Source organism: Rahnella sp. BCC 1045 (assembly GCF_019049615.1).
In the GTDB taxonomy this organism is placed as follows: domain Bacteria; phylum Pseudomonadota; class Gammaproteobacteria; order Enterobacterales; family Enterobacteriaceae; genus Rahnella; species Rahnella contaminans.
The window spans coordinates 18,076-42,762 of record NZ_JAFMOZ010000115.1 but is presented as its reverse complement, the minus strand read 5'-3'; the positions used below and the strand labels follow the sequence as shown (position 1 = coordinate 42,762).

Below are 24,687 nucleotides of genomic sequence, written 5' to 3'. Positions count from 1 at the left end.
CGCGTGCCAAAGAAACGTTTCGCTGAACGCGCTATCGTATGCGCTTCACTGATTGCGGATGTCGGGCATGTACGAGTTCAATTTAGTTTTACTGCTGTTACAGCAGATGTGTGTGTTTCTGGTTATCGCCTGGCTGATGAGTAAAACCCGCCTTTTTATCCCACTGATGCAGGTCACCGTCCGTCTGCCTCACAAGCTGCTTTGTTACATCACGTTCTCCGTATTCTGCATTATGGGCACCTATTTCGGCCTGCACATTGAAGATTCCATTGCCAACACGCGTGCGATTGGCGCGGTGATGGGGGGGCTGCTGGGCGGTCCGGTTGTCGGCGGACTGGTCGGGCTGACCGGGGGGTTACATCGTTACTCGATGGGCGGCATGACGGCACTCAGTTGCATGGTATCCACCATTACCGAAGGGCTGCTCGGTGGTTTGCTGCACAGCATTCTGATCCGTCGCGGGCGCACCGATATGCTGTTCAATCCGCTGACCGCTGGCGCAATTACGTTCGTGGCTGAAACGGTGCAGATGCTGATTATCCTGCTGATTGCCCGGCCGTTTCACGACGCACTGCATCTGGTCAGTAATATTGCCGCGCCGATGATGGTGACTAACACGCTGGGCGCGGCGATGTTTATGCGCATCCTGCTGGATAAACGCGCGATGTTTGAAAAATACACGTCGGCGTTTTCCGCCACCGCGCTGAGGGTAGCGGCATCGACGGAAGGGATATTGCGGCAGGGATTTAACGAAGAAAACAGCATGAGAGTGGCGCAGGTTCTGCATCAGGAACTGGATATCAGCGCCGTCGCCATTACCGATTGTGAGAAACTGCTGGCGTTTACCGGCGTGGGCGATGACCACCATTTGCCCGGTAAACCGATATCTTCCGCCTATACCTGGCGCGCGATTGAAAAGGACGAAGTAGTGTACGCCGACGGCAACGAATTGCCTTACCGCTGCTCGCTGCACCCGAACTGCAAACTGGGCTCGACGCTGGTGATCCCGCTGCGGGGCGAAAATCAGCGGGTGATCGGCACCATCAAATTGTACGAAGCGCGCAACCGGCTGTTCAGCTCGATCAACCGTACGCTGGGCGAAGGCATTGCGCAGTTGCTGTCGGCGCAAATTCTGGCGGGGAAATACGAGCAACAAAAAGCGCTGCTCGCACAGTCGGAAATCAAACTGCTGCACGCACAGGTGAACCCACATTTCCTGTTCAACGCGCTCAACACGCTGATGGCGGTGATCCGTAACGACAGCGATAAAGCCGGGCAACTGGTGCAGTATCTCTCGACGTTCTTTCGCAAAAACCTCAAACGTCCTTCAGAAATTGTCACTCTTGCCAACGAAATCGAGCACGTGAATGCCTATCTGCAAATCGAACTGGCGCGTTTTCCCTCGCGGCTGAACGTCGAACTTCAGGTGCCGGACCAGCTCTCGGCTCAGAATCTGCCTGCATTTACCCTGCAACCGATTGTGGAAAACGCCATTAAGCACGGCACGTCTCAATTGCTCGGCAACGGTATAATTACCATCCGCGCCCGTCGTGACGGGCAAAACGTCGTTGTTGAGGTCGAGGACAACGCCGGTTTATATCAGCCGCGCACCGAAAGCAACGGGCTGGGCATGAGTCTGGTGGACAGACGCCTGCGCGCCCGCTTTGGCGATGACTATGGGATCGCCGTCAGCTGCGAACCGGATCTTTTCACCCGCGTTACGTTGCGCCTGCCGATCGAGGAACCCGCATGTTGAAAGTGATGATTGTTGATGATGAGCCGCTGGCACGCGAGAACCTGCGGATTCAGCTTCGGGACGAAGGCGATATCGAGATCATCGGCGAATGCGCCAACGCCATTGAAGCCATCGGCGCGGTGCATAAATTGCGTCCGGACGTCCTGTTTCTGGACATTCAGATGCCGCGCATCAGCGGGCTGGAAATGGCCGGAATGCTCGACCACCGGCATCGTCCGCATATTGTTTTTCTTACCGCGTTTGATGAATACGCGGTGCAGGCGTTTGAAGAGTGCGCGTTTGATTACCTGCTGAAACCGATTGAGCCGCCACGTTTACAGAAAACGCTGGCACGGTTGCGGCAGGAACGTCAGGTGCAGGAAATCTCGCAACTGCCGGAAAGCCAGCAGTCGCTGAAATTCATTCCGTGCAGCGGCCACAGCCGGATCTGGCTGTTGCAGATGGAAGAGGTGGCGTTTGTCAGCAGCCGGATGAGCGGCGTTTACGTGACCAGTCAGGACGGCAAGGAAGGGTTTACGGAACTGACGCTGCGCACGCTGGAAAGCCGCACGCCCTTGTTACGTTGTCACCGGCAATATCTGGTGAATATGGATTATCTTAAAGAGATCCGCCTGGAAGATAACAATCAGGCGGAGCTGTTATTGCGCGACGGCCAGACCGTACCGGTCAGCCGCCGCTATCTGAAAACACTGAAAGAAGCCGTCGGGCTTTAGGTATCAGGGCGGGCGGTTCAGACGGGTCTCAGCCCGTCAAATGCCTGACGAATTTCGGCTTCCGGTAATGCCACGCCGATAAACACCAGCTGGCTGACCGGCGTTTCGTCCGGTTCCCACGGGCGGTCCCAGTCGGCGCTGTACAGCCGCTGAACGCCCTGAAACAGCAGGCGGCACGGCTGTTCCTCAATCCACAACATACCTTTATAGCGCAGAAGGCTGTCTGCAAAACCGGAAAGTAAACCTTCCATCACGCCGGATACCGCCTGCAACGCCACCGGATAATCCAGTTCCACCACGATGGATGAAATCGTATTTTCCTGCCGGTTCACAATGCGGCGGAAAACCGGCTTTGAGACCACCACGTTTTCTTCCAGCATAAAACCACGCGTGTCGAACAACAGCGCCAGATCGATATCGCCGTTCACCACCGGATACACCGGTGCGCGGGCATTAATCCGCTGAAGCCGCGCAATCAGCTCGCTGCTGTCACCGGCCACATCGGTTTTCGTCAGCAAAATCCGGTCAGCATAACCAATCTGCGACTGCGCCAGCGGGAACTGATCCAGCTGTTGTTGCGCGTGAACCGCGTCCACCAGCGTGATGACTCCGTCGAGAAGATAGCGTTCGCAGATAATTTCATGGGCGAAAAACGCCTGCAAAATCGGCCCCGGATCCGCCATGCCGGTGCATTCAATCACCAGCCGGTCGAACTGCACGTCGCCTTCATCCAGACCGTCGAGCAAATCCAGCAACGCGTCTTCCAGTTCGTTCGAGCGGCTGCAACAGATACACCCGTTGGTCAGCGTGGTAATCCGCGTCGCGCGATCGCCAATCAGCTGGCTGTCGATCGCCACTTCGCCAAACTCATTTTCAATGACTGCAATTTTGTAATCGTGCTGCTGATGCAGCATCTGGCGCAGCAGGGTGGTTTTGCCTGCGCCGAGAAAACCGGTTAAAACCGTGACCGCAATGGGTGTCATAACGTCATTCCTGTTAACAACAGCGCATCCCGCCTTTGCCGTCGCCGCCGTAGCGGGCCTGCTGGCGTTCGCGGAAAAATTCTTTGTAAGTCATCATCGGTTTATCCGGATGATTGGTCTGCATGTGCAGCACGTAGGTATCGTAATCCGGGATCCCCACCAGCATGCGCGCCGCCTGACCGAGGTATTTCTTCGCCGCGCCTAAATTATCGAACACAAGCCGCTCCTTTGAGAGTATTGGCCGCCATGCTATATGCGGGAAAGCCCCGCGAGTGCGGGGCAGTAACACAACATCATCAGTGGCTGGAGAGTTTAATACCTTCCTCCGGCACCGGCACATACGGCGTTTCTTTATCGGTACGCTGATCGGTTTTACGCGCCTGCAACCATGCCCTGTAGCCGTAGAAAATAATACTGTACACCACAATCAGGAACAGAATACTCAGCCCGGCGTTGGTGTAGTTGTTGATCACAATATGGTTCATGTTGCTGATTTGCTGTTCAGTCAGGTCCGCGCCGCCAGCGGCGATACGGGCTTTATACTGGCTGGCCATGAAGAAGAAGCCTTCCATCTGCGGATTGGTGCTGAACAGTTTCAGACCCAGCGCCCAGGTGGTGCAGATCAGCAGCCAGACCGCAGGCAGCACGGTGACCCAGATGTATTTAGTGCGTTTCATTTTGATCAGCACCACAGTTGCCAGCACCAGGGCGACAGCCGCCAGCATCTGGTTGGAGATCCCGAACAGCGGCCACAAGCTTTTCACGCCGCCCAGCGGATCGACCACACCCTGATACAACAGATATCCCCACAGGCCCACGCAACCGGCAGTACCCACAATCCCGGCCACCAGTGAATCAGTTTTTTTCAGGAACGGAATAAAGTTGCCGAGCAAATCCTGCAACATAAAGCGTCCGGAACGCGTACCGGCGTCCAGCGCAGTCAGGATGAACAGCGCTTCGAACAGGATCCCGAAGTGATACCAGAAGCCCATATCGGCAAACGGTACAATCTTGTTGAAGACGTGCGCGATACCTACCGCCAGCGTCGGTGCGCCACCCGCGCGGTTCAGCACGGAAGGTTCGCCAATATCTTTAGCGGTTTGCAGAATTTGTTCCGGAGTGATCACAAAGCCCCAGGAACTCACCGTGGCCGCCGCGTGCGCCGTCACATCTTTCAGTTGTGCCAAAATCATCGGCGCATTATCGCCGCCCAGCTCATGCAGGTTTGGCATCACAATGCCCAGACCGGCTGGCGGGGTGTTCATCGCAAAGTACAAACCCGGTTCGATGATGGAAGCCGCAACCAGTGCCATCACCGCCACGAAAGATTCCATCAGCATTGCGCCGTAACCGATAAAGCGCGCGTCAGTTTCACAGGCCAGCAGTTTTGGCGTGGTGCCGGAAGCAATCAGCGCATGGAAACCGGACACCGCACCACAGGCAATGGTGATAAACAGGAACGGGAACAGCGCGCCTTTCCACAGCGGACCCGTGCCGTCAATGTACTGCGTAATCGCAGGCATTTTCAGTTCCGGATTCAGGATCACAATCCCGATCGCCAGCCCGACGATCACGCCGATTTTCAGGAATGTCGCCAGATAATCGCGCGGCGCCAGAATCAGCCAGACCGGCAGCAGCGCGGAAATAAACGCATAGCCAATCAGGGTAAAGGTGATGGTGGTGTCTTTAAACGTCAGCGCCGGGCCCCAGTACGGGTCATGGGCAATCACGCCGCCAAACCAGATGGAAGCTATCAGCAAAATCACGCCAATCACCGAGATTTCACCCACGCGTCCAGGCCGGATAAAGCGCATGTAAATGCCCATAAACAGCGCGATGGGCACCGTCGAACAGACCGTAAACACGCCCCACGGGCTTTCCGCCAGCGCTTTCACCACAATCAGCGCCAGCACCGCCAGAATAATAATCATGATCAGGAAACAGCCGAACAGGGCGATGGTGCCCGGCACCGGCCCCATTTCCTCTTTGATCATTTCGCCGAGCGACGCCCCGTTACGGCGCGAGGAGATAAACAGAACCATGAAATCCTGTACAGCTCCTGCCAGCACCACGCCCGCCAGCAGCCACAGCACGCCGGGCAGGTAGCCCATTTGCGCCGCCAGAACCGGCCCGACAAGAGGACCTGCGCCCGCAATGGCCGCAAAGTGGTGGCCGAACAGCACGTTGCGGTGCGTCGGCACATAGTTCAGCCCGTCGTTATTAAGTACCGCGGGCGTTGAACGCGTCGGGTCGAGCTTCATCACTTTTTGCGCGATGTAAAGGCTGTAATAGCGGTAGGCCACCAGATAGACCGAAACCGATGCCACCACAATCCACAGCGCACTGATATGTTCACCTCGCCGTAAGGCAACGACTGCCAGACAGCAAGCACCGATGATTCCCAGAATCATCCAGGGTATATGCTTGAATATTGATTTTGTATTCATAGGAAACCTGGTTGTCAGAATAGCCAACAAATGCCCCTCACGGATTTTGAGAGGAGCTTTTATAAGAGAAGGGCACTATTTTTTTGCCAGACACAGGATGGCGAATTTCACCGCCAAACGGGGGAAAGAGTGGTTAAGCGGTTGTATGGGGAGCTAAGCGGTTACTGGAGGCGGTAAGCGGTTTTGATGTCGCGCTAACCCACTGAATTTTGTGATTTAGATCTCACTGCAAACCCGCGTCACAGAGGCGTTTTGCCCCTGTGACGGGTTATTTTCAGGCCGGAACGGCTAATTTTCCGAGCAGGCGTTCCAACTGTTCGCGTTGAGGCGCAGGAATTTCACCGCCCGCGGCATAACCGGCGTTACGCATGATGCTTTCCTGCAATCCGACCAGCCAGTCGTAAATGTAAAACGCGGTCGAATTGGTGGGCGTTGCGGAGAGTCTGGTCAGCCTGCGGGAAGATTTCCAGCTGGCGACGTTTTTCTGCGGCTTGGCGAAAATCTTATTGCCCTTATTGATGCGGCTTTCCGGGCGTTCGGCTTCGCTGAGTTTTTCATAGCCGAGCCACGCAACAAAATCACCGAGCACGGTCAGCGCGCGGGAAACCTGCCGGTCGGCGTGATGTTCATGTTCACGCGCACCGGCAGGCAAGGTTCCGCCCAGTGACTGCACCAGCGCCTCCCCCATATTCAGCCGGAAACTGGCGGTGATCAGCTCTTCCATCAGCAACTCTACGGTCGGTTTCGCCACACCAAGCAGAGCGATCAGCGGTTCATTTTCCGGTAAACCGCGCAGATGGTTTATCCAGTAACGCTGCACCTGACGCGCAAACGCCGCGCCGTCATCCTGTTTTTCCTGCCACGGCTGCACATCCTGTTGCTCGGCAAACAAATCAATGTCGATACCGATACCAAAGCTTTCGGCGGCAGTCTGATCCTGCGGGTCGGTTCCGGCGTCCTGCCCGGAAATTTCGTGATAAATCCTGTGCAGCTCATCGCGGCCGGGCAGCAGTTTTTCCAGCAATTCGCCGTGGACGCCGGTGCGCGTCTGTAAGGCTTTAATCACGGTCTGAACGGTATGCTGCTTTTTCGCCGGGTCAGCCACTTCGCCTTTCTGGAACCAGCGCCCCAGCAGGTTATCCGCCAGCTCGCGGTAAAGTTCGTCACGCAGTTCTTCGAGACGGTTCAGCCGGATTTCCGGGCGAATTTCCGCTACCAGATAATCGGCCATACGTTGCAGGCCGCGCTCGTCCATCGCCAGCAATGCGCCCCAGGCATCGCCCGGATTACCGACATGACGCTGCACGGCTTCATCGAAATGCACCGATTCAGTCATGCGGCGGTCAAACGGCGTCAGCACCCAGACCAGCCCCGGCTTGCGGCGGCCGCGAACCTGGGTGTTTTCGCCCTGCATTTCTTTGACCCAGTATTCCAGCGTGCGGCCAACGGCAACCACGTCTTCACGTTTATCCGCGGCGGTACACACCATCAGCATATTCATTTCGTGGCGGTCGGTATAACGCTCGGGCAGATAGGCCATTTTGGCGCGGAACAGGGCGTCTTTTTCGTCGTCTGTACCGTCTTCTGCCCGCACGCTCTGCGCCGGTAAATCCAGCAGGTCGGTCTGTTCGAACAGCACTTCGCGCGGCGGCGAAAGCAGCGGAATTTGCACTTCGGAGGCCAGCAGCGCTAGCTCAGCCAGTGACAACGTCACCGGTGAACCGGTTTCTTCACCAAACTGCGGGCAGACCGGCACCTGAATATCCCAGGTCGGCGACGGGCTGAAGATCCCGTCCGCAGGCTGCATCGCGTCATCCACCAGAATGCTCAGCGGTGCCAGCAGACTTTGCGCACTGCCGAGATGTTGCAGCGTATGGGCGTAATGACGGTAAGCAGCGGTTAATGCGGGCGTATTGCCCCACAGCAAAGAGAACAGGCGTGCGCGGTCGTCAACGTTCAGATACGGCGCAAGCTTCACGGCCACCGGCCAGTAATGCGCGTTGAGATGACGGAAACGGCGGGCGTCGAGACGGATCATCGAATCCCATAACCCCATCATTTGCTCGCTGGTAAAGCCTTCTACCGGCTCCGGCTGGCGGTGCATCATCAGCTTATTGAGATGCTCGGTGATCTGCTGCGTATCGGGAACGTGATAGCTGGCGTCCGGCTCGAACGCGCGGATCACGATGCGCGCCAGGTCGGCTTCACTGAGAAGCAACATGCGCACCGGAAAAGCGCGGTCTCTCACATCCACCTGGCGCGTAAAGCGGGTCGCCAGACGGGCGGCGCGGTTGCCCGGATTAATCTGCGTCAGATAATCAAGCGTCACGCCGCCGAGGCGGGTTTCAAGACGGCCATAGTTTCCGGCCGCCAGAGAACAAATCAGATAGGATTTCCCGGCCTGAGAATGCCCGAAGAAACCCAGCGCAGGTGGTAGTTCGCACGCCAGCGCCAGACGCTGTGCTTTGTCGCGGCAACGTTTGAGTTGCAGACGCAAACGGTCGGCTTCCAGATCCAGACGCGGTGCCTGTTCACGGGTGGTGTCCACCCACTCCAGCGCGTCGCCCATTGTGGCGGCAGCGGCCGCAAACTGACGCTGTAATTCGTTGGTGGTCAGCGCCGGTGCCGGGGTTGAAACTGTCATACTTGTTGTCATGAGACGAATACGCTCCCACTGTCGATCCAGTAATGGCTTTCGCCCAGTGTGTTCAGCCTGAGCCGCAGGTGATGAGATGGCACTTTGGTGCCGTTATCCAGCACCGCGCTGGCGATGTCGAAAAATTCCGGTGTCGGGTGATCTTCGCCTTTTTTAACGGCCAGTTTTACGCGCAGCACGCTGTCGCCAGCCACTTTACGTGCCAGTTCCGGCTCCGCAATCGACAAGGTATACAGCGGCGACGCAGGCCAGCGGTCATTTTCCAGCTGACGGAAACCGAGACAAATCGCGCCACGGATACGGAAACTGGCGGCGCTGTCGAGCTTGTAATCATGCGCATCCAGATCAATATCGCTGTAGCAAACATTGTCGTCGGTCAGAACCTGATTACCGTCGAGCATGCCGAGATAACGCACCGTGGAATACGGCTGGAAATCACCGGCCTTGAAATAGAAGCCCGGTAGCCGTAAATCCAGTGCCAGCAGGCACAGCATCGCACCTACCGCCGCCGTCGATTTCGGGTTATCAATGCGCCCCTGTTTGTTAAACGGATACCAGCCGCTGGTGTGATAACCGTCAAGCGAAAGCATGCGGTTAATCGGTAACGGCTGGAGATGGCGGAACAGCGCCTGAATACCGGGGAAGCGCGAAGGGCGGCCGGTCAGCAACAGCACGTCGCAATCGTGCAGCGACACCACTTCACAGAGCGAACGCAGATTCTGCGTGATGCTCATGCGGTTAGATAAGAATTCGTTGTGCAGTTTGCTGAGTTTAAGCACCAGCGGAGCCTGTAAAATATCGAAAACGGCGGAACCGGCAGGCAGCACGCGCTGAATTTCGCTGTGCAGATAATCCAGCACTTTTTGCGTCGGATGTTGCCCCAGCAGTTCGCCAAACGGCGCATCGATTTCCGCGTGCGTATCCAGCGGGTCAAAACGTTCGTAAACTTCCAGCACGGCATGAGCCAGCGGGATGAAAATTTGCAGCGTACTTTGCTGACGCAGCGTCGCGTGCCCGTCCATGCGGCCTTCACTGCCAAACAGGCGCGTCATCAGGCTGTCCGGATTCGCCAGCCCGGCTTTCTTCAGCGCGGCATGCAGCGCAGGTAAAATATAAAGCTGGATCACATCGAGCAGAATATCGTCGCCCGCGACTTTAAATCCTTCGCGGAACAACAGGCGCGGGGTGATTTTGACGTTATTTCCCATACCGTCGTCGAGCCAGTATTGGGTAATCGCCAGATCGGTGGTGCCGCCGCCAATATCAATCGACGCGATGCGCAGGGTTTTACCCACCGGTTCATCGTCGGCCAGTTCCCGGTCCGGACGCGCCATGCTGGCAAAGAATTCGCCGGTATGACCGCCGAAGTTCACCTGCGTTTCGTTGTACAGATACACCATCTGGCCGCAGGTCGCTTCGTCCCATTCCATCTGCACATCGGGCACCGGCATGCGGCTTTTGGCTTTATCGGTCTGATTTTTAAAACCGTCATCCGACGGATGCCAGCCCATAGATTTCCAGACCAGACCAATCGCTTCCTGCATTCTGCGGCGGAAAATTTCGCGCTCAGGTTTCGGCATTGCCGACGGCAGCGTCAGAATAATATTGCGGATCTGGCGGGGCGCGGACGAGCGCAGCATGCGGATGCGCTGCGCCGGACTGTTGATTTGCATCATCGCCTGCGCCAGCAGTTCGGACAGCATCAGCGTCATCACCGAGCTGCGGCTGTAATGAGCAGAAAACACCGGCAGGCGATCTTCCGGCGGCAGGTCAGACAGCGGCTGACCTTCGTCATTGATGAGGAACGTCAGCGGCATTGCCGCCGCCACCGGCTCCTGCACCGTACCGTGGCCGCCCTGGCTGAAACGCCAGCCCGGCGTGTAACTGTCTTCATCCCACAAATAACGTCGCGGACTGGAAATTCCGGTCGATCCTTCCGTGCCTTCGCGCAGCAGCGCCAGACGGCTGGCTTCACGCCCGGCACGCAGAATTGACGGCCAGATAAACGCATCGTCACGGCCGCTTTCAACGGAAAAGTTCGGTTTACCAAAGCGCGCCTGAGCAAATTCCACACGGCTTTCAAACAGCTCGTTATAGAGAAAATGCGGCTGTGAGAGGTCACGCAGTTGCAGTTCGCTGGTCTGTTTCAGCCCGTCAGTTTCGCCAACATGGTCTTCAACCAGAATGCCGCAGGTGTGCGAGTTACCGACGTCGAGGATAAGATCCACGTTGATCGCCGGTTCCTGAAGCGTCGCGCCGTTGATCTTCAGCTCCGGAATACTCAGCTGGCTGCCGAGCATTTCCAGCAGGTTCAGATAGTGCGCCTGATATTCAAATTCGCGCAGCGCCACTTTGATATTGCGCGCCTCACGGTCTTCGCGCAGTGCCGCCTGCTCGGTAAAGACTTCACGCAGCCAGCCGTCTACCCAGGTCTGGTCAAGAAACTCGGGCAACTCTTCGTTGTGCCACGCCAGCGCAAAGTTAATGCCGTTTTTCACGTCGTCCGGCGTCGGAGCCAGCAGCGCCTGTTCTTCATCGCCTTCGGTCACGCGGGTATCAAACGCCACCACCACGCGGTGCGTACTGCCATCGGCTTCCGGCGTATCGAGCGCGCGGATTTGCACACGCGCCCAGTTATCCGGGCCCGCCATAAAAGTGCGCGGAGGATTAAAACGCAGGAACGGCAACGGCAGCCAGATCTGATCGAGCAATTTGAGCGACTGTTCCAGCGGGAAACTGAATTCAGGCCGCACCACTTCTGGTGCACCGCCGTCCACGCCGGGTAAGAAATGACGGCCATTTTGCGGGTTGAAATCCAGGCGCAGCAGCGGGCCGTTGGCGCTTTTGCGCACGAATTTAGCAGGCAGCGCATCATCCCACACCGGTTTGAGCGCGAAGTCGAGAAACTGAATACCGCTGTCCTGAATCAGGGTCACGGCCTGCTTAAAAATGGTCTGTTTAAAATCTGTAATGGTTGCCAGCATGCTGTTATTTACCTTCGCGCTTCATGGTAATTGGGTAAACCGTGTCACCGTCGTAACGCCCCTGACACACCGCCGCGCCCGTGGCGCCCTGAGTACAGCTGATTTCCGGCATCTGATAACGGGAACCGTCGCTGCATTTCGCTCTGTAGCGGCTGTTGATCACCAGCTTGCCCGACTGCATCAGGCCCGCGCCCGTCTCAGCGTGACAAGTCACACCCGCGCCGTAGGTGATTTTCACCGTTCCCTGACCTTGTTTAATCTGATACCGCAGCACCGGCGGTTTGCCTGTCACCGGATCTTTAATATCGACGATGGCGGTCCAGTTACCGTTGAGGAATTTGGTTGAACCGATTTTTACGGCGTCCGCTGGCAGCACCAGCGAGTTTTTGCTGACCGGAACAGGTGCAGGCGCTGGCTCAGCAACGACCGGGTTCTTCTCGGCTTCTGCCACCGGTTCAGGCGCAGGAACAACCACCGCAGCCGGAGCCACTGGCAGTGCGGCCGGAGCCGGTTTCGCAACCTCCGGTTCCGGCGCTTTCAATTCGGTTGCGACCGGTGGTGGCGCAATCGCGACCGGTTCAGCCGCCGGTTTTGGCGCTTCGGTTTTGGCGGTTTCCACTTTTGGCTCAGGTGCGCGTGAATACAGCCAGGCGGCAGCAGAACCGGCGAAGACCAGCGCCGCGACCGGCAATGCCCAGATCAACGGTGATTTTTTACGGCGCGGCGCAGTGACCGGTTCAGGCGTTGCGTTTTCCTGTTCGGCGGCGCGGGCTTCAATAGTTTTGATCACGCGCGGTGCCGGAGGCAGTTCGATGACCGGTTCCTGCACGCGTGGTTTTTCGGCGGCGAGCGACAGCGTCGGCAGCGGTTCTTCGGCTTTCAGCGTATTACGCAAAGCGGCAAACGGGTCGGCGTTATGAGTGTTATCCAGACTGACAAAGCCCCAGAACGTCAGTACCGGCTGGCCGCCCACCAGATAAACGTGGTTCTGATCCGGGAAACGAAACGCCTTTTCCAGCAGGGAGCCGAAAAACTGATTCGCGGATTTTTCAGAGGCTTTCGCCGTTTTGCTGATTTGCGCCACGGCATCCAGACAGTTTTCGAGCTGGCGCAGCGCGGAGGCACGGGCCGCATCGGTGGCCGCTGCCCACGACACGACTTTGCCTTCGCGCGGTGAATACCAGTCAAGCCGGTCACCGGCTTCATTGAGTTGCGGAATAGCCAGACAATCGGCAATTGCAGGTTGTTTACGCAGACGTAAGGTTTCCCGTAATTGCAGGGCTGAGGCGTAAACCGGTTGCCCGTTTTCGCCCAGCGCAAGGATGTCGTTGAGACTGCCACTGCGTAAAAATGATTTTGCCACGCCTGAAAAGCCTTTATTGGTTTTGCGCTGCGGAAGAAAACAGGCAGAAAAGGTTCATGATGCTGACACTTTAGGGGATTTAAGCGAAATCAAACGGGGGAATAAGCAACAAAAAGGGTGGCTGTTTATGCCGTGGGAACAGATAAGGGAATAATGGCGGGACAAACGCCCGCCATCAAAATCAGGCCTGCAAACCCAGTTGTTCGAGTACGGCCGCCAGACGCTGACGATCATCGCCGCCCAGAGACTTTAGCGGTAACGGCAGGCAGGGCGCAGAAACCATGCCCAGTAATTCGGCGGCGGCGGCCACGACGCGGACACTGCCGTGTTTTCTGAATAACACCCATAACGGCTCAAGCTGCGCCGATAACGCCTGAGCGCTCTCCGCATTCCCACTTTTCGCCGCGCGGGCAATGGCGACCGGAATTTCCGGGAACAAACCGCCAATAACTGAATACCAGACGTCGCCGCCCTGTGTCAGCACGGTTGCTGCGGCCAGATCCCCCGCAGCACCCAGTGCGATATGTGCCGGCAGTAAGGCGCGCAGCGCATCCAGTCGCTGGCGGGTTGCGACCGGATCCGGCGAAAGGTTGGGGATTTTGATGCTGGCAACGTGAGGTAATTGCGCGACGCGTACATACAGCTCGTCGGAGAACTCAAAGTGAGTCGTATTCGGATTATCGTAAACGCACAATGGCACCGACAGGTTACGGGACACCGTCTCATACAGCGTAAACACTTCCTCTTCGGTGAGTTTCTGGTACGACACCGGTGCCAGTAATACCGACTTCACGCCCGCCTGCTGGGCATCTTCAGCCAGACGTAACACATCAGAGGTCCGCACAGAACCGATACTGACCATCACCGGCACATCACCCGCATTCTCAACCGCCAGACGCGCAACGCGGGCGCGCTCTTCGCGGGTCAGATAGGCGTAACTGCCCGTCGAACCCAGCGCACCAATGGAATCCACGCCTGCGCTGACCAGCCGGTCAATCAGCCTGACAAAAGAGTCCTCGTCAATGCCGTTTACCGAAAGCGGCGTAAGAGGAAAAGCGCTTAATCCTGTGAACATCGGTCTCTCCAAAAGAAGTTAAATAGCCCGGGTAATCATAGCGTCATCATTCACTTTTTGCCGGACACCGCGACACCGGCGTCAGGTTTCAGCCGCAATATATCCAGCCAGCCAATGAGTGTGAGGATTGCAATCACCACGAACGCGACTTTAAAACTCAGGCCGGGAATTGAATCCCAGTGCATCGCAGCGATCAGCTGTTCGCCGAGCCGCGTACCGAGCGCGCCGACGGTAATGCCCAGCCCGACGGAAAGCTGCAAAACCGTGCTGAACAGCGTATTGGCATCGGCCATTTGTCTGGCCGGAACATCAGAAAATGCCAGCGTGCTGATGCCGGTAAACTGCATCGAACGGCTGAGGCCACCGAGAAACAGCAGCAACATCACCAGCCAGTCGGGGGTTCCCGGCGTCAGAAATGCACAAAACAGCAGCGAGAAAACGCTCAGTAATCCGTTCACCACCAGCACAGGCCGGAATCCGAAACGGCGGATCAGCGGTGTAGTCGCCGGTTTCATCGCCAGATTCCCGGCAAAAACCGCCAGAACCAGCAGCCCGGCATGGAAAGGATCCATCCCGAAACCCACCTGCAACATCAGCGGCAGCAGGAAAGGCACGGCACTGATCGTCACACGAAACAGCGAACCGCCGCCCATGCTAATGCGAAACGTCGGGATCGCCAGCGAACCCAGATGCACCATCGGCGCGGGGTCATGTTGCAGATGCCGTAACGCCAGAACAGACAGCACAACGCCCACCACCAGCAGCGCAATAGCGGTGATCCATAAAATGTGGTCCTGACTGATCAGTTCCAGCCCCGTCACCAGCGAGAGCATCGCCATGCCGGTCAGCACAAAACCCGGTTTATCGAAGTGCTTCGGCTGGTCAGGTTTTTCCTGCGGGAAAAGACGCCACGCAAGCATCATCGCGATAATTCCGAGCGGAACGTTGATGTAGAAAATCCAGTGCCAGGAAGCATAGTGAGTGATAAAACCGCCGAGCGGCGGCCCGAGGATAGGCGCGACCAGCGCAGGCCAGGTGAGGGTGGCGATGGCTTTAATCAGCTGCGGTTTCGGCGTGGTTTTCAGCACCGTCAGACGCCCGACCGGCACCATCAGGGCCCCGCCAATTCCCTGTATAATGCGCAGAATGATAAATTCACTGACGTTAGTCGCCAGCGCACAAAACAGGGAAGCCAGCGTAAACACGCCCAGTGCAAAGGTGAACACATTGCGCGCCCCGAAGCGCTCCGCCGCCCAGCCACTGGCCGGGATCAGCACCGCCAGCGTCAGCATATACGCGCTCATCCCTGCATTCAGATCCACCGCCGAAACGCCGAACGACAGGGCCATTTGCGGTAGCGCGGTGGCAATCACCGTACCGTCGATAAACTCCATGAAGAAAGCGGCTGCAACCAATAAAGCAATAACGGAAATTCCTGAGTTAACCGCGGAATCTCCCTGCGGATGTTCTGACGCATCCGATTTACTCTGGCTCATTTATTCTGTCCCGGACACCACAAAGGCGCTGCAAGGCGCAGCGAAAGATAGATGATAAGTATTAAACCTATCACACACCTTTGCGCCGGTTATAGATCTGCGGAGGATCAAAAAGAGCGGTTTTAGACAGGAAGTGCGGCAGCAAAGCGGCGTCTGTGTGTCTGGAAGCGGAGCGGGAAAGGTCTTGCTGTAGCAAAGCACCTTATGCGCAATTAGAAAACAAGAAAAAGAGGGATGGGCCGTTAACACATTCGCTACACTCATTGACATAATTCAGGTCGCCCGTAACAAATACGGGAATCAGGGTGCAATAAAAAACTACATCACCCCATAACTAAAAGGAGAAATGAATGAAAAGTGGCGATTATTGCCGTTTATTGTTGCTGGCGGCGATCTGGGGCGGGAGCTTTTTGTTTATGCGTGTGGCGTCTCCGGCGTTCGGGGCGATCAATACCGCGTTTTTACGGGTGCTGTTCGGGTTTGTCGGGCTTTTGGTGATTCTGGCGGTGCTGCGCACACCACGGGAATATCAGGGGAAATTCCGCAGTGCGTTGCTGCTCGGCGTGATCAACTCCGGGCTGCCGTTTCTGATGTACTGCCTGGCCGCGCGCTGGCTGCCCGCCGGGTATTCGGCCATTCTCAATGCCACGACGCCACTGATGGGGGTGGTCGTGGGCGGGTTGTTTTTCCATGAAAGCGTGACGCTCAAAAAGGCGCTCGGCGTGCTGCTGGGGTTATTCGGCATTACGCTGCTGACCGCCACCGGCACGGCGCAGTCCGTGTCGTCGCTGCTGGCGGGCGTGATCGCCTGTCTGATAGCGACCAGCTGTTATGCGGTGGCCGGGTTCCTGACGCGCCGCTGGATTTCCGAGCGCGGCGGGCTGGATCCGAAACTGGTAGCGACCGGCAGTCAGCTGGGCGCGACGCTGTTCCTGCTGCCGTTCTTTGTGTACACCTCCGCGACCGGTGCACCGGTCAGCTGGGCGCAACCGGTGGTCTGGCTGTGCGTGCTGGCGGTCGGTTTCGTCTGTACGGCCTGGGCGTATATTTTGTATTTCCGCCTGATTGCCGATATCGGCCCGCTGCGCAGCATGACCGTGACGTTTCTGATCCCGCCGTTTGGTATTTTGTGGGGCTATCTGTTGCTCAATGAAACGCTGTCGGAAGGGTTCTTTGCGGGCGGTGTGCTCATTTGTCTGGCGGTATGGCTGGTACTCAGCCCTGGGAAGAAGGTGGCGGAAAAGAAAATCGCCGCGTCTTAAACTGGCAGATTCAGACGCGGCGCAGCATTAACCGAGATACTCAATGATGGACAGGCCACCGTTGTAGTCGGTGCTGTAGATGATGCCTTGCGCATCGACAAACACGTCGCAGGACTGAATGACCTGCGGCCTGCCGGGGCGGGTATCCATCATTTTGGCCGGAGCCGCCGGCACCAGCGCACCGGTCTCTTTCGGCTGATACGGATTGGTGATGTCATACGCGCGCACACCGGCATTCTGGTAAGTGGCGAAAATCAGCGTCGAGCTGACAAAGCTGCCCGGCCGGTTCTCATGCAGGTTGTGCGGGCCAAAATGCGCGCCTTTGCTGACATAATCCCGCTCATCCGGCTGCGGAAATGTGGAAATACTCACCGGACAGGACGGCTCGCGCACGTCGAATACCCAGATCAGCTTCTCACCGTCTTCCTGATTATCCAGCACCGCTTCATCGAGCACGATCAGCAAATCCCGGTCCGGCAACGGCAGCGCGGTGTGCGTACCGCCACCAAATGGCGGACTCCAGTTACGGTGTGAAATCAGCTGCGGTGCAGCCCGGTCCTTGATATCCAGCAGCGTCAGGCCGCCGTCGCGCCAGCTGGCATAGGCCGTATCCCCGCTGATGATCGCGTGATGCAGCGCGTAGCGTTTGCCTTCCGCCCAGTCCGGCGTTTCACCGCCCGCAGTATGCATCCCCGGTAACCACCAGCGTCCGGCCACCTGAGGGTGACGCGGGTCAGCCAGATCGATAGTCAGGAAAATGTAATCACTGTAACCGTCGATCAGTGCTGAAACGTAAGCCCAGCGCCCGCCGACATACCAGATGCGGTGAACGCCGATGCCTTCCAGCCCAAGAAATCCGATCTCTTTTGGCCGATCGGGCGTCGAAATATCAAAAATCCGCACACCGGCGCTCCAGCCGCGCTGCTGCGTGCCTTTGACCGTCTCGCTGACGGAACGGGTGTAATACACTTTTTCATCGGCGAAACGCACGTCGGCAAACAAGTCGCGGGCGTTGATCACCAGCAGTAAATCGTCGTGTGCCTGTAAATGTACGTTCCAGGTGCCCGGCGGTGCCGCGACGAAACCGGCAGGGCGCGGATTTTTCGGGTCGCGGACATCCACGATAGAAAAACCCTGCGACACCATATGGCCGATATAGGCATAACCACGGTGAACCATTACCTGCACGCCGTCAGGTTTTCCACCCTGGTCACTGTGCCCGATCAGCCGCATGTTGCGGCTGTATTCCGGTTGCGGAAGAGATTGAGTTGTCATATTCCGGCCTTATTTCTTATTTTTGGCTTCGAGGGTGGCGAACCACGGGGCGATGAAATCATCCGATTTACCCCAGCCCGGAATGACTTTCGCCAGCGACGCGACGTTGACGGCGTCCGGATTGCTGGTCAGCAATGCCTGCGGAATGGCAGAAGCTTTGAAATCATAGGTGGCAGGCGTTTTCTCGCCGGCAATTTTATTGGCAACCAGACGCAGGTTAATCGCGCCGATCAGTTTCGGATCGACCGCCGCACTCAGTTTCCACGGGCTGTTTGCCTCACGCATCAGGCCGATATCCTGATTGGAAATGTCAATGCTGTAGAGTTTGATTTCCGTGCGGCCATTTTCCTGCAAGGCTTTATACGCGCCCTGACTGAACGCATCCCACGTCCCCCAGATGGCGTCAATTTTGCCTTTCGGGTACTTAGCCAGAATCGCGCCAATTTTGTTGGCCGTATCGCCCTGAACGTCCGAAGACACCGCGCCGACGGATTCAAGTTCATGAATTCCCGGCTGGGATTTCAGCAGCTTTTTATAAGCATCCTGACGACGTTCCATTGGCGGGAAACCGGCGACCCACAGTTTGACGATATTGGCTTTGCCGTTGAAATCCTTCACCAGCTGTCCCACGGACATTTCGGTTAACGACGCATCATCCTGCTGCGTCACGGTTACGCCGGGAATGTCACCACTGACGGCGGTATCAAAAACCGACACCGCGATGCCGCTGGCGGTAATGCGTTTGAGCAATTCGGTGGAGTACGGATCGCGTCCCTGAGACAAAATAATGCCGTCATATTTCTGGCTGATGGCCTGATTGACGAAATCCTGGAATTTGGCGTCATCGCCGTTACTCAGAAACGTGCTGACCTGAAAACCTAACTTGCGGCCTTCCTGGATCGCGCCGGAGACAAATTGAGTAGTGTTATCGTCCGAGCCCAGATTGCGGATCACCGCAATGCGCACCGGCCCTTTATGATCGGCAATGGCTTTTGGTATCGCGGCGGTGTCTGCCGCAAAAGAAGGAAAGACCGACAACAAACTTAATGCCAGCAATGAAGAGGAGAACAGTTTCATTTCAATTACCCTGTGTGTGGTTAATCATCATTCAAACGGGAAGACAATTCATGCAGGCCTTTGGGGAGACTTTTAGAATACGTTAATGAATTGATTGTCCGAGTTTTGATGACAGGGTAGTGATTGGCAACGAACTAAAAGGCATAAGTTAATGCCAAAGATTATTAGCCATCCGGATGTCCGGGCGTAGGATGTTAACAGCTTCTAATTTAAGGATTTCCCCATGAGTGATACTGATATCCGCGTGGTTACCGGCCCCGCAAACTACTTTTCTTTCCCCGGTGCGATTGATCGTCTGACGCAGTTTTACTCGCCGCAACAACTGGATAACGCGCTGTGGATTTACGGCGAACGCGCACTGGCGGCAGCGCAGGACTATCTGCCCGAAGCCTTCAGCGCATCGCAGGCGAAGCGTGTGTTGTTCAGCACCCATTGCAGCGAAACCGAAGTCCGGCGCATCGCGGCTATTGGCGGGGAAGACCGTCAGGTCGTGATTGGGATCGGCGGCGGCGCAGTGCTGGATACCGCGAAAGTCGTGGCCCGTCGCCTCGGATTACCGGTTGTTGCCATTCCTACTATCGCCGCCACCTGTGCTGCCTGGACGCCGCTTTCCGTTTGGTACAACGATGAAGGGCAGGCATTGCGCTATGAAATTTTCAACGACGCTAACCATCTGGTGCTGGTGGAACCGCGCATTATTCTGCGTGCGCCAAAAGAATATCTGCTGGCCGGTATCGGCGATACGCTGGCGAAATGGTATGAAGCGGTGGTGCTCAGCCCGCAACCGGAAATTCTGCCTTTAACGGTGCGGCTCGGCCTGAACACAGCGCTGACGATCCGTGACGTACTGCTCAACGAAAGTGAAGCGGCTTTGCAAGCGCAGGACGACAATCAGCTGACGCAATCCTTCCTCAACGTACTGGACGCAATCATTGCCGGTGGCGGGCTGGTTGGGGGATTAGGTGACAGATATACCCGCATTGCTGCCGCGCATTCAGTGCATAACGGCCTGACGGCGCTGCCACAGACTGACGCTTTCCTGCACGGTACCAAAGTGGCTTACGGCATCCTGGTGCAGAGCGCGCTGCTCAATCAGCCGGAAGTCGTACAACAGCTGACGGCGCTGTACCGCGTGCTGGACCTGCCTGTCAGTCTGGCGCAGTTGCAGGTGGATATTCTTGACGAAGCACAGATCTCACGGCTGCTTGAACGCACCTTGCAGGCTGGAGAATCTATTCATCTGTTGCCGGGAAATCCGAATGCAGAACAGCTGCGTCTGGCATTTGAATTTGTGGAAAACTTTTAATTTATGGATAATAAGTCGCACGGCGGCGTCTTAATATTCCGCAAATAAAAACCCGGCATTTGCCGGGTTAAATTTATAAAACTGATGCTAAAGACTGAAGATAATCACGATAACCTTTTGCGCTATTTTCTAATTCCTCTGGCGATACTTCATACTCTGCGCCGTAAAAAGCATAGAAGGGATGATAATTTGCCTCCACATATCTGGCCGTCATTTCGAAAGGCAAAAGTATTTCTTTTAACGAATGCTGATAACGTCCTTCAGGCGCAAAATCCTCTTCCTTAATACCGGCGCTCACGGCCAGAGAAAACTTACGGTTTCTGAGCTTGTGCCCACTGGTGGACCCGTACGCCCAGCCATAGGTGAAGACTTCATCGAGCCATTGTTTCAGCAGCGGCGGGCTGTTAAACCAGTACAGCGGAAATTGCAGAACAAGACTGCCGTGCTGCTCAATTAACTGCTGTTCTTTTTGGACATCAATAATCCCGTCAGGATAAGCCTGATAAAGATTATGGACTGTATAGAGATCGGGGTATTGCGTTAATTCCTGGAACCATCGTTTATTGATAACAGATTCATTCAGATTTGGATGAATAACCACAATGAGCGTTTTCAAATAATATCTCCCTTTATTCGATGAAGTATTTCAGCGTCTGCTTGATGTTTGCATCATAGGGAGCTTTAATTTAAAGTACAATACTGTCACTTATGATAGGTACTATACAAAAGGATAGCGTAATGAATGAAGAAGCGGTCGCTATTTCCTGCGAGCTTCAGGAAGAAACAGGGTTCGCTTACACGCTTTCGCTGGTCAGCGGGAAATATAAAATGATCATCCTTTACTCGCTGACCGGGGCTACGCCTGTGGTGCGTTTCAATGAGCTAAAACGCCGTCTGGGCAGAATCTCATTCAGAACGCTCAGCCTCACACTGAAAGAGATGGAGAGCGACGGTTTGATCATCAGAAAGGAATATCCACAAATTCCGCCCAAAGTGGAATACAGCCTTTCTGAAAGAGGCCAGTCGCTGATCCCGGTTTTAGACATGATGTGCGAGTGGGGAAACGTCCACAGCACTGACCGGCTGAACTGACGGATTAATCGCGTCATGTTTCCTAACCGATGAATGTGCAGAAAAAGCGGGTTGCTGTGTAAAGAAAGCGTAAAGTAAACCGCAGCTAAACGGTCAGCACATATTCCCAAACCCCCAGTCTTCTTTAAATCCACGTTGTAAAATTGTTTAAAAATCAGGTGATACCGTGATTATTTCAGGCACCGGAAATCAATCATGGAACACTCACCCCTTAACGAAACAGAATCCCTCAGTGGAAGTTACTCCGCTGGAAAAAACATTAAAAAAACCAGTGGATTCAGTCTGTTTATGGATCTTCTGAGTGGCGCGCGTACCCCGGATGCGTTGTGGAAAAACCGCATGTTTCGCGTGAAATACGCCGTACGAACCTTGTTGCACCCGCTGGATACATTGAAGGTGCTCGACAAGATGGCCGCAGAGCCGGTCTGGCAGGAAGCGCTGAGCGTACAGACAAAATTGCCCAACAAAATTCACAAGCCCTATCTGTATCTCGGTTTGCCGTCCGCCGGGCGTGCGGATGCGCTGGTCGATCACTACGAATTTGTTAAAACCCTCAGCAATACGACGCTAAAAAATGCTTTGCTGAGCGTTGGCGGTTACACCGTCACGCAATTTACAGGCAAAGACGGCGAAAGTTTCCGTGTTGTGCTGGGTTCCATCGGCAAATCAGAACGTGAAGGTGAAGCCAACATGTTCCTGTACATGAATGAAACCCGCCTTGCGGCACTGACGTTCAGTGTGGTGCAACGCCCGGAAGGGCCGACGATCGTGGTAGGCGGTTTCCAGGGCGCGCACCGTTCAACGCCGCATGAAGTGATTAAACAGGCGACCAAATCCTGCTACGGACTGTTTCCAAAACGTCTGTTACTCGAAAGCCTGCAACGCATTGCAGAAATTACCGGTGTGAAACGCATTCTTGCCGTCAGCGATACCGGACATGTTTTCCGCAGCCTGCGTTATCGTCACCGGAAGAAAAATGTGTTTGTCGCCAGCTATAACGAATTCTGGGATTCCATCAGCGCGACGGTGTATTCATCCGCGTTATATGACGTTCCGCTCGAACTGCCCCGCAAAACCATGGAAGAACTCCCGAGCAAAAAACGTTCCGAATACCGTAAACGCTATACCTTGCTGGATGAACTCGGTGAAAGCACAGCGTCACTGCTGAAAGCCTGATTTTCCGGGCGATTTATGAATCAGAATGACCCGCTGTAGCAGGCAATATGGCCAGGGACTGGCCTGTTTTATTCCTTTCATGCATGACCTTTCACTTTAAGGTGAAAAGAAATCCTCAGATTTTTCCCCAGATAACGTCCTGATTTTAATTAATAATAGTCAGCAAACCATTCCACTCCAAACTAATGCAAAATGAACGTTCTCGTGAATTGTGATGTTTTGATGGACGGGAATGTTACACGTATCGCAAAATTGCCTGACAAATCACCCGCCGCGCTTTCAAATGTGAACTGATTCACATCAATTCATTCATTCCGCCTATATAAAACGCTATCTCTATAAAAACGAAACAGCGGTTCATATTTATAAACTCTCTGGCGGAACGACACATGAACACAGAAAAACCCATTTTATTTAAACATCAGCTGGCGTATGGCGGTGGAAATCTGCTGGGCAGCGGGGCACTGGCGATTGCCGGGATCTGGCTGCTTTATTTCTACACCACCTTTTGCGGCCTGACGCTGCTTCAGGCTTCAGCCATCTTCTCGGTTGCCAGCATTATTGACGCCATCAGTAACCCGCTGATGGGTTACCTCTCGGATAACTTTGGTAAAACGCGCCTCGGCAAACGCTTTGGCCGCCGCCGTTTCTTCATTTTGCTCGGCGTACCGCTGATGATGTTCTATCCGCTCCTGTGGGTCGAAGGCTTCGGATTCTGGTATTACCTGTCTACGTACGTGCTGTTCGAGCTGATTTATACCTCGGTCATGGTGCCTTATGAAACGCTCGCCACTGAAATGACCACCGACTTTTCAGCCCGTTCGAAACTGACCGGCTACAAGGCGATTTTCGGTAAAGTGGCAAACTTCCTTGCGGCTTTCATTCCCGGCCAGTTCATCCTGATTTACGGCAAAGACTCCGCGCAGCCATTCTTCTTCACGGCGCTGACGTATGGGGTGATCCTGTTCGTTGCCATCGGCCTGCTGTATTTGTCTTCCTGGGAACGCCCGGTGGAAGAGACTACGCCGGTTGACGACACCAAAATGAGCCTCGGCAAAACCATGCTGACGCTGGTGCGTGATATGAAATCGACGTTCCACCTGCGCGTATTCCGTAAACATCTGGGCATGTATCTGTGCGGATTTGGTGCGGAATGGCTGTTCGCGTCGGTCTTTACCTACTTCATCATTTTCGTGCTGCAATATGACCCGTCCATGGTCGCCGGGCTGAGCAGCCTGAACTCTATACTGCAACTGTTCTCTACCGCGATTTTCATCGGTATCTGTGTGAAACACGGTTTCAGCAAGCCTTATATTCTGGCGCTGGGAATTGTGGTGTTCTCCGTCCTTTGCTACAGCCTGCTGCATTTCCTGCACCTGCCGCAGCAGTACGCGACCGTGGCGATGCTGACCATTACCGTGATTTTCGGTATCGGCACCGGCGGCGTTTACTACATTCCGTGGACGGTATACACCTTCCTGGCCGATGTGGATGAAGCCTTTACCGGCCGTCGTCGCGAAGGGATCTACGCGGGTGCGATGACCTTCTCCGGCAAGCTGATGCGCTCGGTGATTGTGTTTGTGATGGGCGCCATCCTGAGCTTCTACGGCTTCCAGTCCAAATCACATACCCAGCCCGAAAGCGCGGTGATGGCGATTGCGCTGGTGTTCTGCATTGGCGTAATTGGCCTTGCGCTGATGGCGATGGTGTTCAGTAAACAAATGAAACTGAACCGTAAAACGCATCTGGTGGTGCTCGGCGAAGTGGCGCGTATCAAAGCGGGTGGCGCCATCGGCCATATCAAGCCAGACGCACGTGCGGTCATGGAAGATCTGATCGGCCATCCGTATGAGGAATGCTGGGGCAACAGCGCTGTGTGCCGCAAAATTTTCAACACGCCCGCCGTCAGTGTGGACGTGCCTAAACCGCTGACCGGCACCACGCAACAGCCGTAATCTCAGCGTCACCCTGTATTTTGAACTCACCGGCTGGCCGGGATAACCGGCCAGCAACCCCGTATTTTTTA

Annotated in this window: 18 protein-coding genes; 7 read left to right on the top strand and 11 right to left on the bottom strand. The window is 55.5% G+C overall.

From position 1 onward, the window contains the following. Positions 1-67: 67 nt before the first annotated feature. Both J1782_RS07985 and btsR read left to right on the top strand, forming a co-directional pair. Positions 68-1,756: a sensor histidine kinase gene (locus tag J1782_RS07985; protein ID WP_152323943.1), complete on the top strand. Its 1,689-nt coding sequence runs from the start codon at positions 68-70 to the stop codon at positions 1,754-1,756. After that, on the top strand, positions 1,750-2,469 hold the full coding sequence (gene btsR, locus J1782_RS07980; RefSeq protein ID WP_152323942.1) for a two-component system response regulator BtsR: 720 nt from the start codon (positions 1,750-1,752) through the stop codon (positions 2,467-2,469). The genes J1782_RS07985 and btsR overlap by 7 nt, the downstream gene beginning before the upstream one ends. Before the next feature lie 17 nt (positions 2,470-2,486). On the opposite strand, the gene yjiA is transcribed toward btsR, so the two are convergent. From yjiA to J1782_RS07940, 8 genes are all read right to left on the bottom strand, one after another. Further along, positions 2,487-3,452, bottom strand: a complete 966-nt coding sequence (yjiA, locus tag J1782_RS07975) for a GTPase (protein WP_217152836.1) — start codon at positions 3,450-3,452, stop codon at positions 2,487-2,489. A gap of 13 nt (positions 3,453-3,465) precedes the next feature. Further along, on the bottom strand, positions 3,466-3,669 hold the full coding sequence (locus tag J1782_RS07970; RefSeq protein WP_104924916.1) for a YbdD/YjiX family protein: 204 nt from the start codon (positions 3,667-3,669) through the stop codon (positions 3,466-3,468). Positions 3,670-3,748: 79 nt separating this feature from the next. Continuing rightward, on the bottom strand, positions 3,749-5,899 hold the full coding sequence (locus tag J1782_RS07965) for a carbon starvation CstA family protein (protein ID WP_217152835.1): 2,151 nt from the start codon (positions 5,897-5,899) through the stop codon (positions 3,749-3,751). A 274-nt stretch (positions 5,900-6,173) separates the two neighbouring features. Beyond that, on the bottom strand, positions 6,174-8,555 hold the full coding sequence (locus tag J1782_RS07960; protein ID WP_217152834.1) for a virulence factor SrfC family protein: 2,382 nt from the start codon (positions 8,553-8,555) through the stop codon (positions 6,174-6,176). Beyond that, positions 8,552-11,539, bottom strand: a complete 2,988-nt coding sequence (locus J1782_RS07955; protein ID WP_165060449.1) for a virulence factor SrfB — start codon at positions 11,537-11,539, stop codon at positions 8,552-8,554. Before J1782_RS07955 ends, J1782_RS07960 begins: the two co-directional genes overlap by 4 nt. Positions 11,540-11,543: 4 nt before the next feature. Continuing rightward, positions 11,544-12,902, bottom strand: a complete 1,359-nt coding sequence (locus J1782_RS07950) for an SrfA family protein (protein ID WP_217152833.1) — start codon at positions 12,900-12,902, stop codon at positions 11,544-11,546. Positions 12,903-13,083: 181 nt separating this feature from the next. Continuing rightward, positions 13,084-13,977, bottom strand: a complete 894-nt coding sequence (locus tag J1782_RS07945) for a dihydrodipicolinate synthase family protein (RefSeq protein WP_217152832.1) — start codon at positions 13,975-13,977, stop codon at positions 13,084-13,086. A 50-nt stretch (positions 13,978-14,027) separates the two neighbouring features. Beyond that, complete coding sequence (locus J1782_RS07940; RefSeq protein WP_217152831.1) at positions 14,028-15,473, bottom strand: DHA2 family efflux MFS transporter permease subunit; 1,446 nt, start codon at positions 15,471-15,473, stop codon at positions 14,028-14,030. A 350-nt stretch (positions 15,474-15,823) separates the two neighbouring features. On the opposite strand from J1782_RS07940, the gene J1782_RS07935 reads away from it, so the two are divergent. Next, entirely contained in the window at positions 15,824-16,735 is a 912-nt protein-coding gene (locus tag J1782_RS07935; protein ID WP_152323934.1) for a DMT family transporter, read from the top strand. 27 nt (positions 16,736-16,762) lie between these two features. Here the strand turns inward: J1782_RS07935 and J1782_RS07930 are convergent, their stop codons facing one another. Both J1782_RS07930 and J1782_RS07925 read right to left on the bottom strand, forming a co-directional pair. Next, a complete protein-coding gene (locus tag J1782_RS07930; RefSeq protein WP_208951858.1) occupies positions 16,763-18,010 on the bottom strand; it encodes an LVIVD repeat-containing protein in 1,248 nt (415 codons plus the stop codon). Between the two features lie 9 nt (positions 18,011-18,019). Then, the gene (locus tag J1782_RS07925) at positions 18,020-19,087 is read right to left on the bottom strand and encodes a sugar ABC transporter substrate-binding protein (protein ID WP_165060438.1); all 1,068 of its coding nucleotides are present in this window, start codon (positions 19,085-19,087) and stop codon (positions 18,020-18,022) included. A 223-nt stretch (positions 19,088-19,310) separates the two neighbouring features. Between J1782_RS07925 and J1782_RS07920 the strand changes: the two genes are divergently transcribed. After that, positions 19,311-20,393, top strand: coding sequence for an oxidoreductase (locus J1782_RS07920; protein WP_152323931.1), 1,083 nt, complete (start codon positions 19,311-19,313; stop codon positions 20,391-20,393). 73 nt (positions 20,394-20,466) lie between these two features. Here J1782_RS07920 and J1782_RS07915 read toward each other — a convergent pair whose 3' ends face one another. Continuing rightward, on the bottom strand, positions 20,467-21,009 hold the full coding sequence (locus J1782_RS07915) for an NAD(P)H-dependent oxidoreductase (RefSeq protein ID WP_165060432.1): 543 nt from the start codon (positions 21,007-21,009) through the stop codon (positions 20,467-20,469). Positions 21,010-21,131: 122 nt separating this feature from the next. Here J1782_RS07915 and J1782_RS07910 point away from each other — a divergent pair, with 122 nt between their 5' ends. From J1782_RS07910 to J1782_RS07900, 3 genes are all read left to right on the top strand, one after another. Then, positions 21,132-21,485 carry a helix-turn-helix domain-containing protein gene (locus J1782_RS07910; protein WP_217152830.1) on the top strand — a complete coding sequence of 118 codons (354 nt, stop codon included), beginning with the start codon at positions 21,132-21,134 and terminating at the stop codon, positions 21,483-21,485. A 195-nt stretch (positions 21,486-21,680) separates the two neighbouring features. After that, the gene (locus tag J1782_RS07905; protein ID WP_217152829.1) at positions 21,681-22,661 is read left to right on the top strand and encodes a VirK/YbjX family protein; all 981 of its coding nucleotides are present in this window, start codon (positions 21,681-21,683) and stop codon (positions 22,659-22,661) included. A gap of 389 nt (positions 22,662-23,050) precedes the next feature. Then, on the top strand, positions 23,051-24,616 hold the full coding sequence (locus J1782_RS07900; RefSeq protein WP_217152828.1) for an MFS transporter: 1,566 nt from the start codon (positions 23,051-23,053) through the stop codon (positions 24,614-24,616). The last annotated feature ends 71 nt before the right edge of the window (positions 24,617-24,687 follow it).

What these genes read in the sequence shown, in the direction of transcription:
- J1782_RS07985 (WP_152323943.1), top strand. Translation starts at nt 68, where the DNA reads ATGTACGAGTTCAATTTAGTTTTACTGCTGTTACAGCAGATGTGTGTG.
- btsR (WP_152323942.1), top strand. Translation starts at nt 1,750, where the DNA reads ATGTTGAAAGTGATGATTGTTGATGATGAGCCGCTGGCACGCGAGAAC.
- yjiA (WP_217152836.1), bottom strand. Translation starts at nt 3,452, where the DNA reads ATGACACCCATTGCGGTCACGGTTTTAACCGGTTTTCTCGGCGCAGGC.
- J1782_RS07965 (WP_217152835.1), bottom strand. Translation starts at nt 5,899, where the DNA reads ATGAATACAAAATCAATATTCAAGCATATACCCTGGATGATTCTGGGA.
- J1782_RS07960 (WP_217152834.1), bottom strand. Translation starts at nt 8,555, where the DNA reads ATGACAACAAGTATGACAGTTTCAACCCCGGCACCGGCGCTGACCACC.
- J1782_RS07955 (WP_165060449.1), bottom strand. Translation starts at nt 11,539, where the DNA reads ATGCTGGCAACCATTACAGATTTTAAACAGACCATTTTTAAGCAGGCC.
- J1782_RS07945 (WP_217152832.1), bottom strand. Translation starts at nt 13,977, where the DNA reads ATGTTCACAGGATTAAGCGCTTTTCCTCTTACGCCGCTTTCGGTAAAC.
- J1782_RS07940 (WP_217152831.1), bottom strand. Translation starts at nt 15,473, where the DNA reads ATGAGCCAGAGTAAATCGGATGCGTCAGAACATCCGCAGGGAGATTCC.
- J1782_RS07935 (WP_152323934.1), top strand. Translation starts at nt 15,824, where the DNA reads ATGAAAAGTGGCGATTATTGCCGTTTATTGTTGCTGGCGGCGATCTGG.
- J1782_RS07930 (WP_208951858.1), bottom strand. Translation starts at nt 18,010, where the DNA reads ATGACAACTCAATCTCTTCCGCAACCGGAATACAGCCGCAACATGCGG.
- J1782_RS07925 (WP_165060438.1), bottom strand. Translation starts at nt 19,087, where the DNA reads ATGAAACTGTTCTCCTCTTCATTGCTGGCATTAAGTTTGTTGTCGGTC.
- J1782_RS07920 (WP_152323931.1), top strand. Translation starts at nt 19,311, where the DNA reads ATGAGTGATACTGATATCCGCGTGGTTACCGGCCCCGCAAACTACTTT.
- J1782_RS07910 (WP_217152830.1), top strand. Translation starts at nt 21,132, where the DNA reads ATGAATGAAGAAGCGGTCGCTATTTCCTGCGAGCTTCAGGAAGAAACA.
- J1782_RS07905 (WP_217152829.1), top strand. Translation starts at nt 21,681, where the DNA reads ATGGAACACTCACCCCTTAACGAAACAGAATCCCTCAGTGGAAGTTAC.
- J1782_RS07900 (WP_217152828.1), top strand. Translation starts at nt 23,051, where the DNA reads ATGAACACAGAAAAACCCATTTTATTTAAACATCAGCTGGCGTATGGC.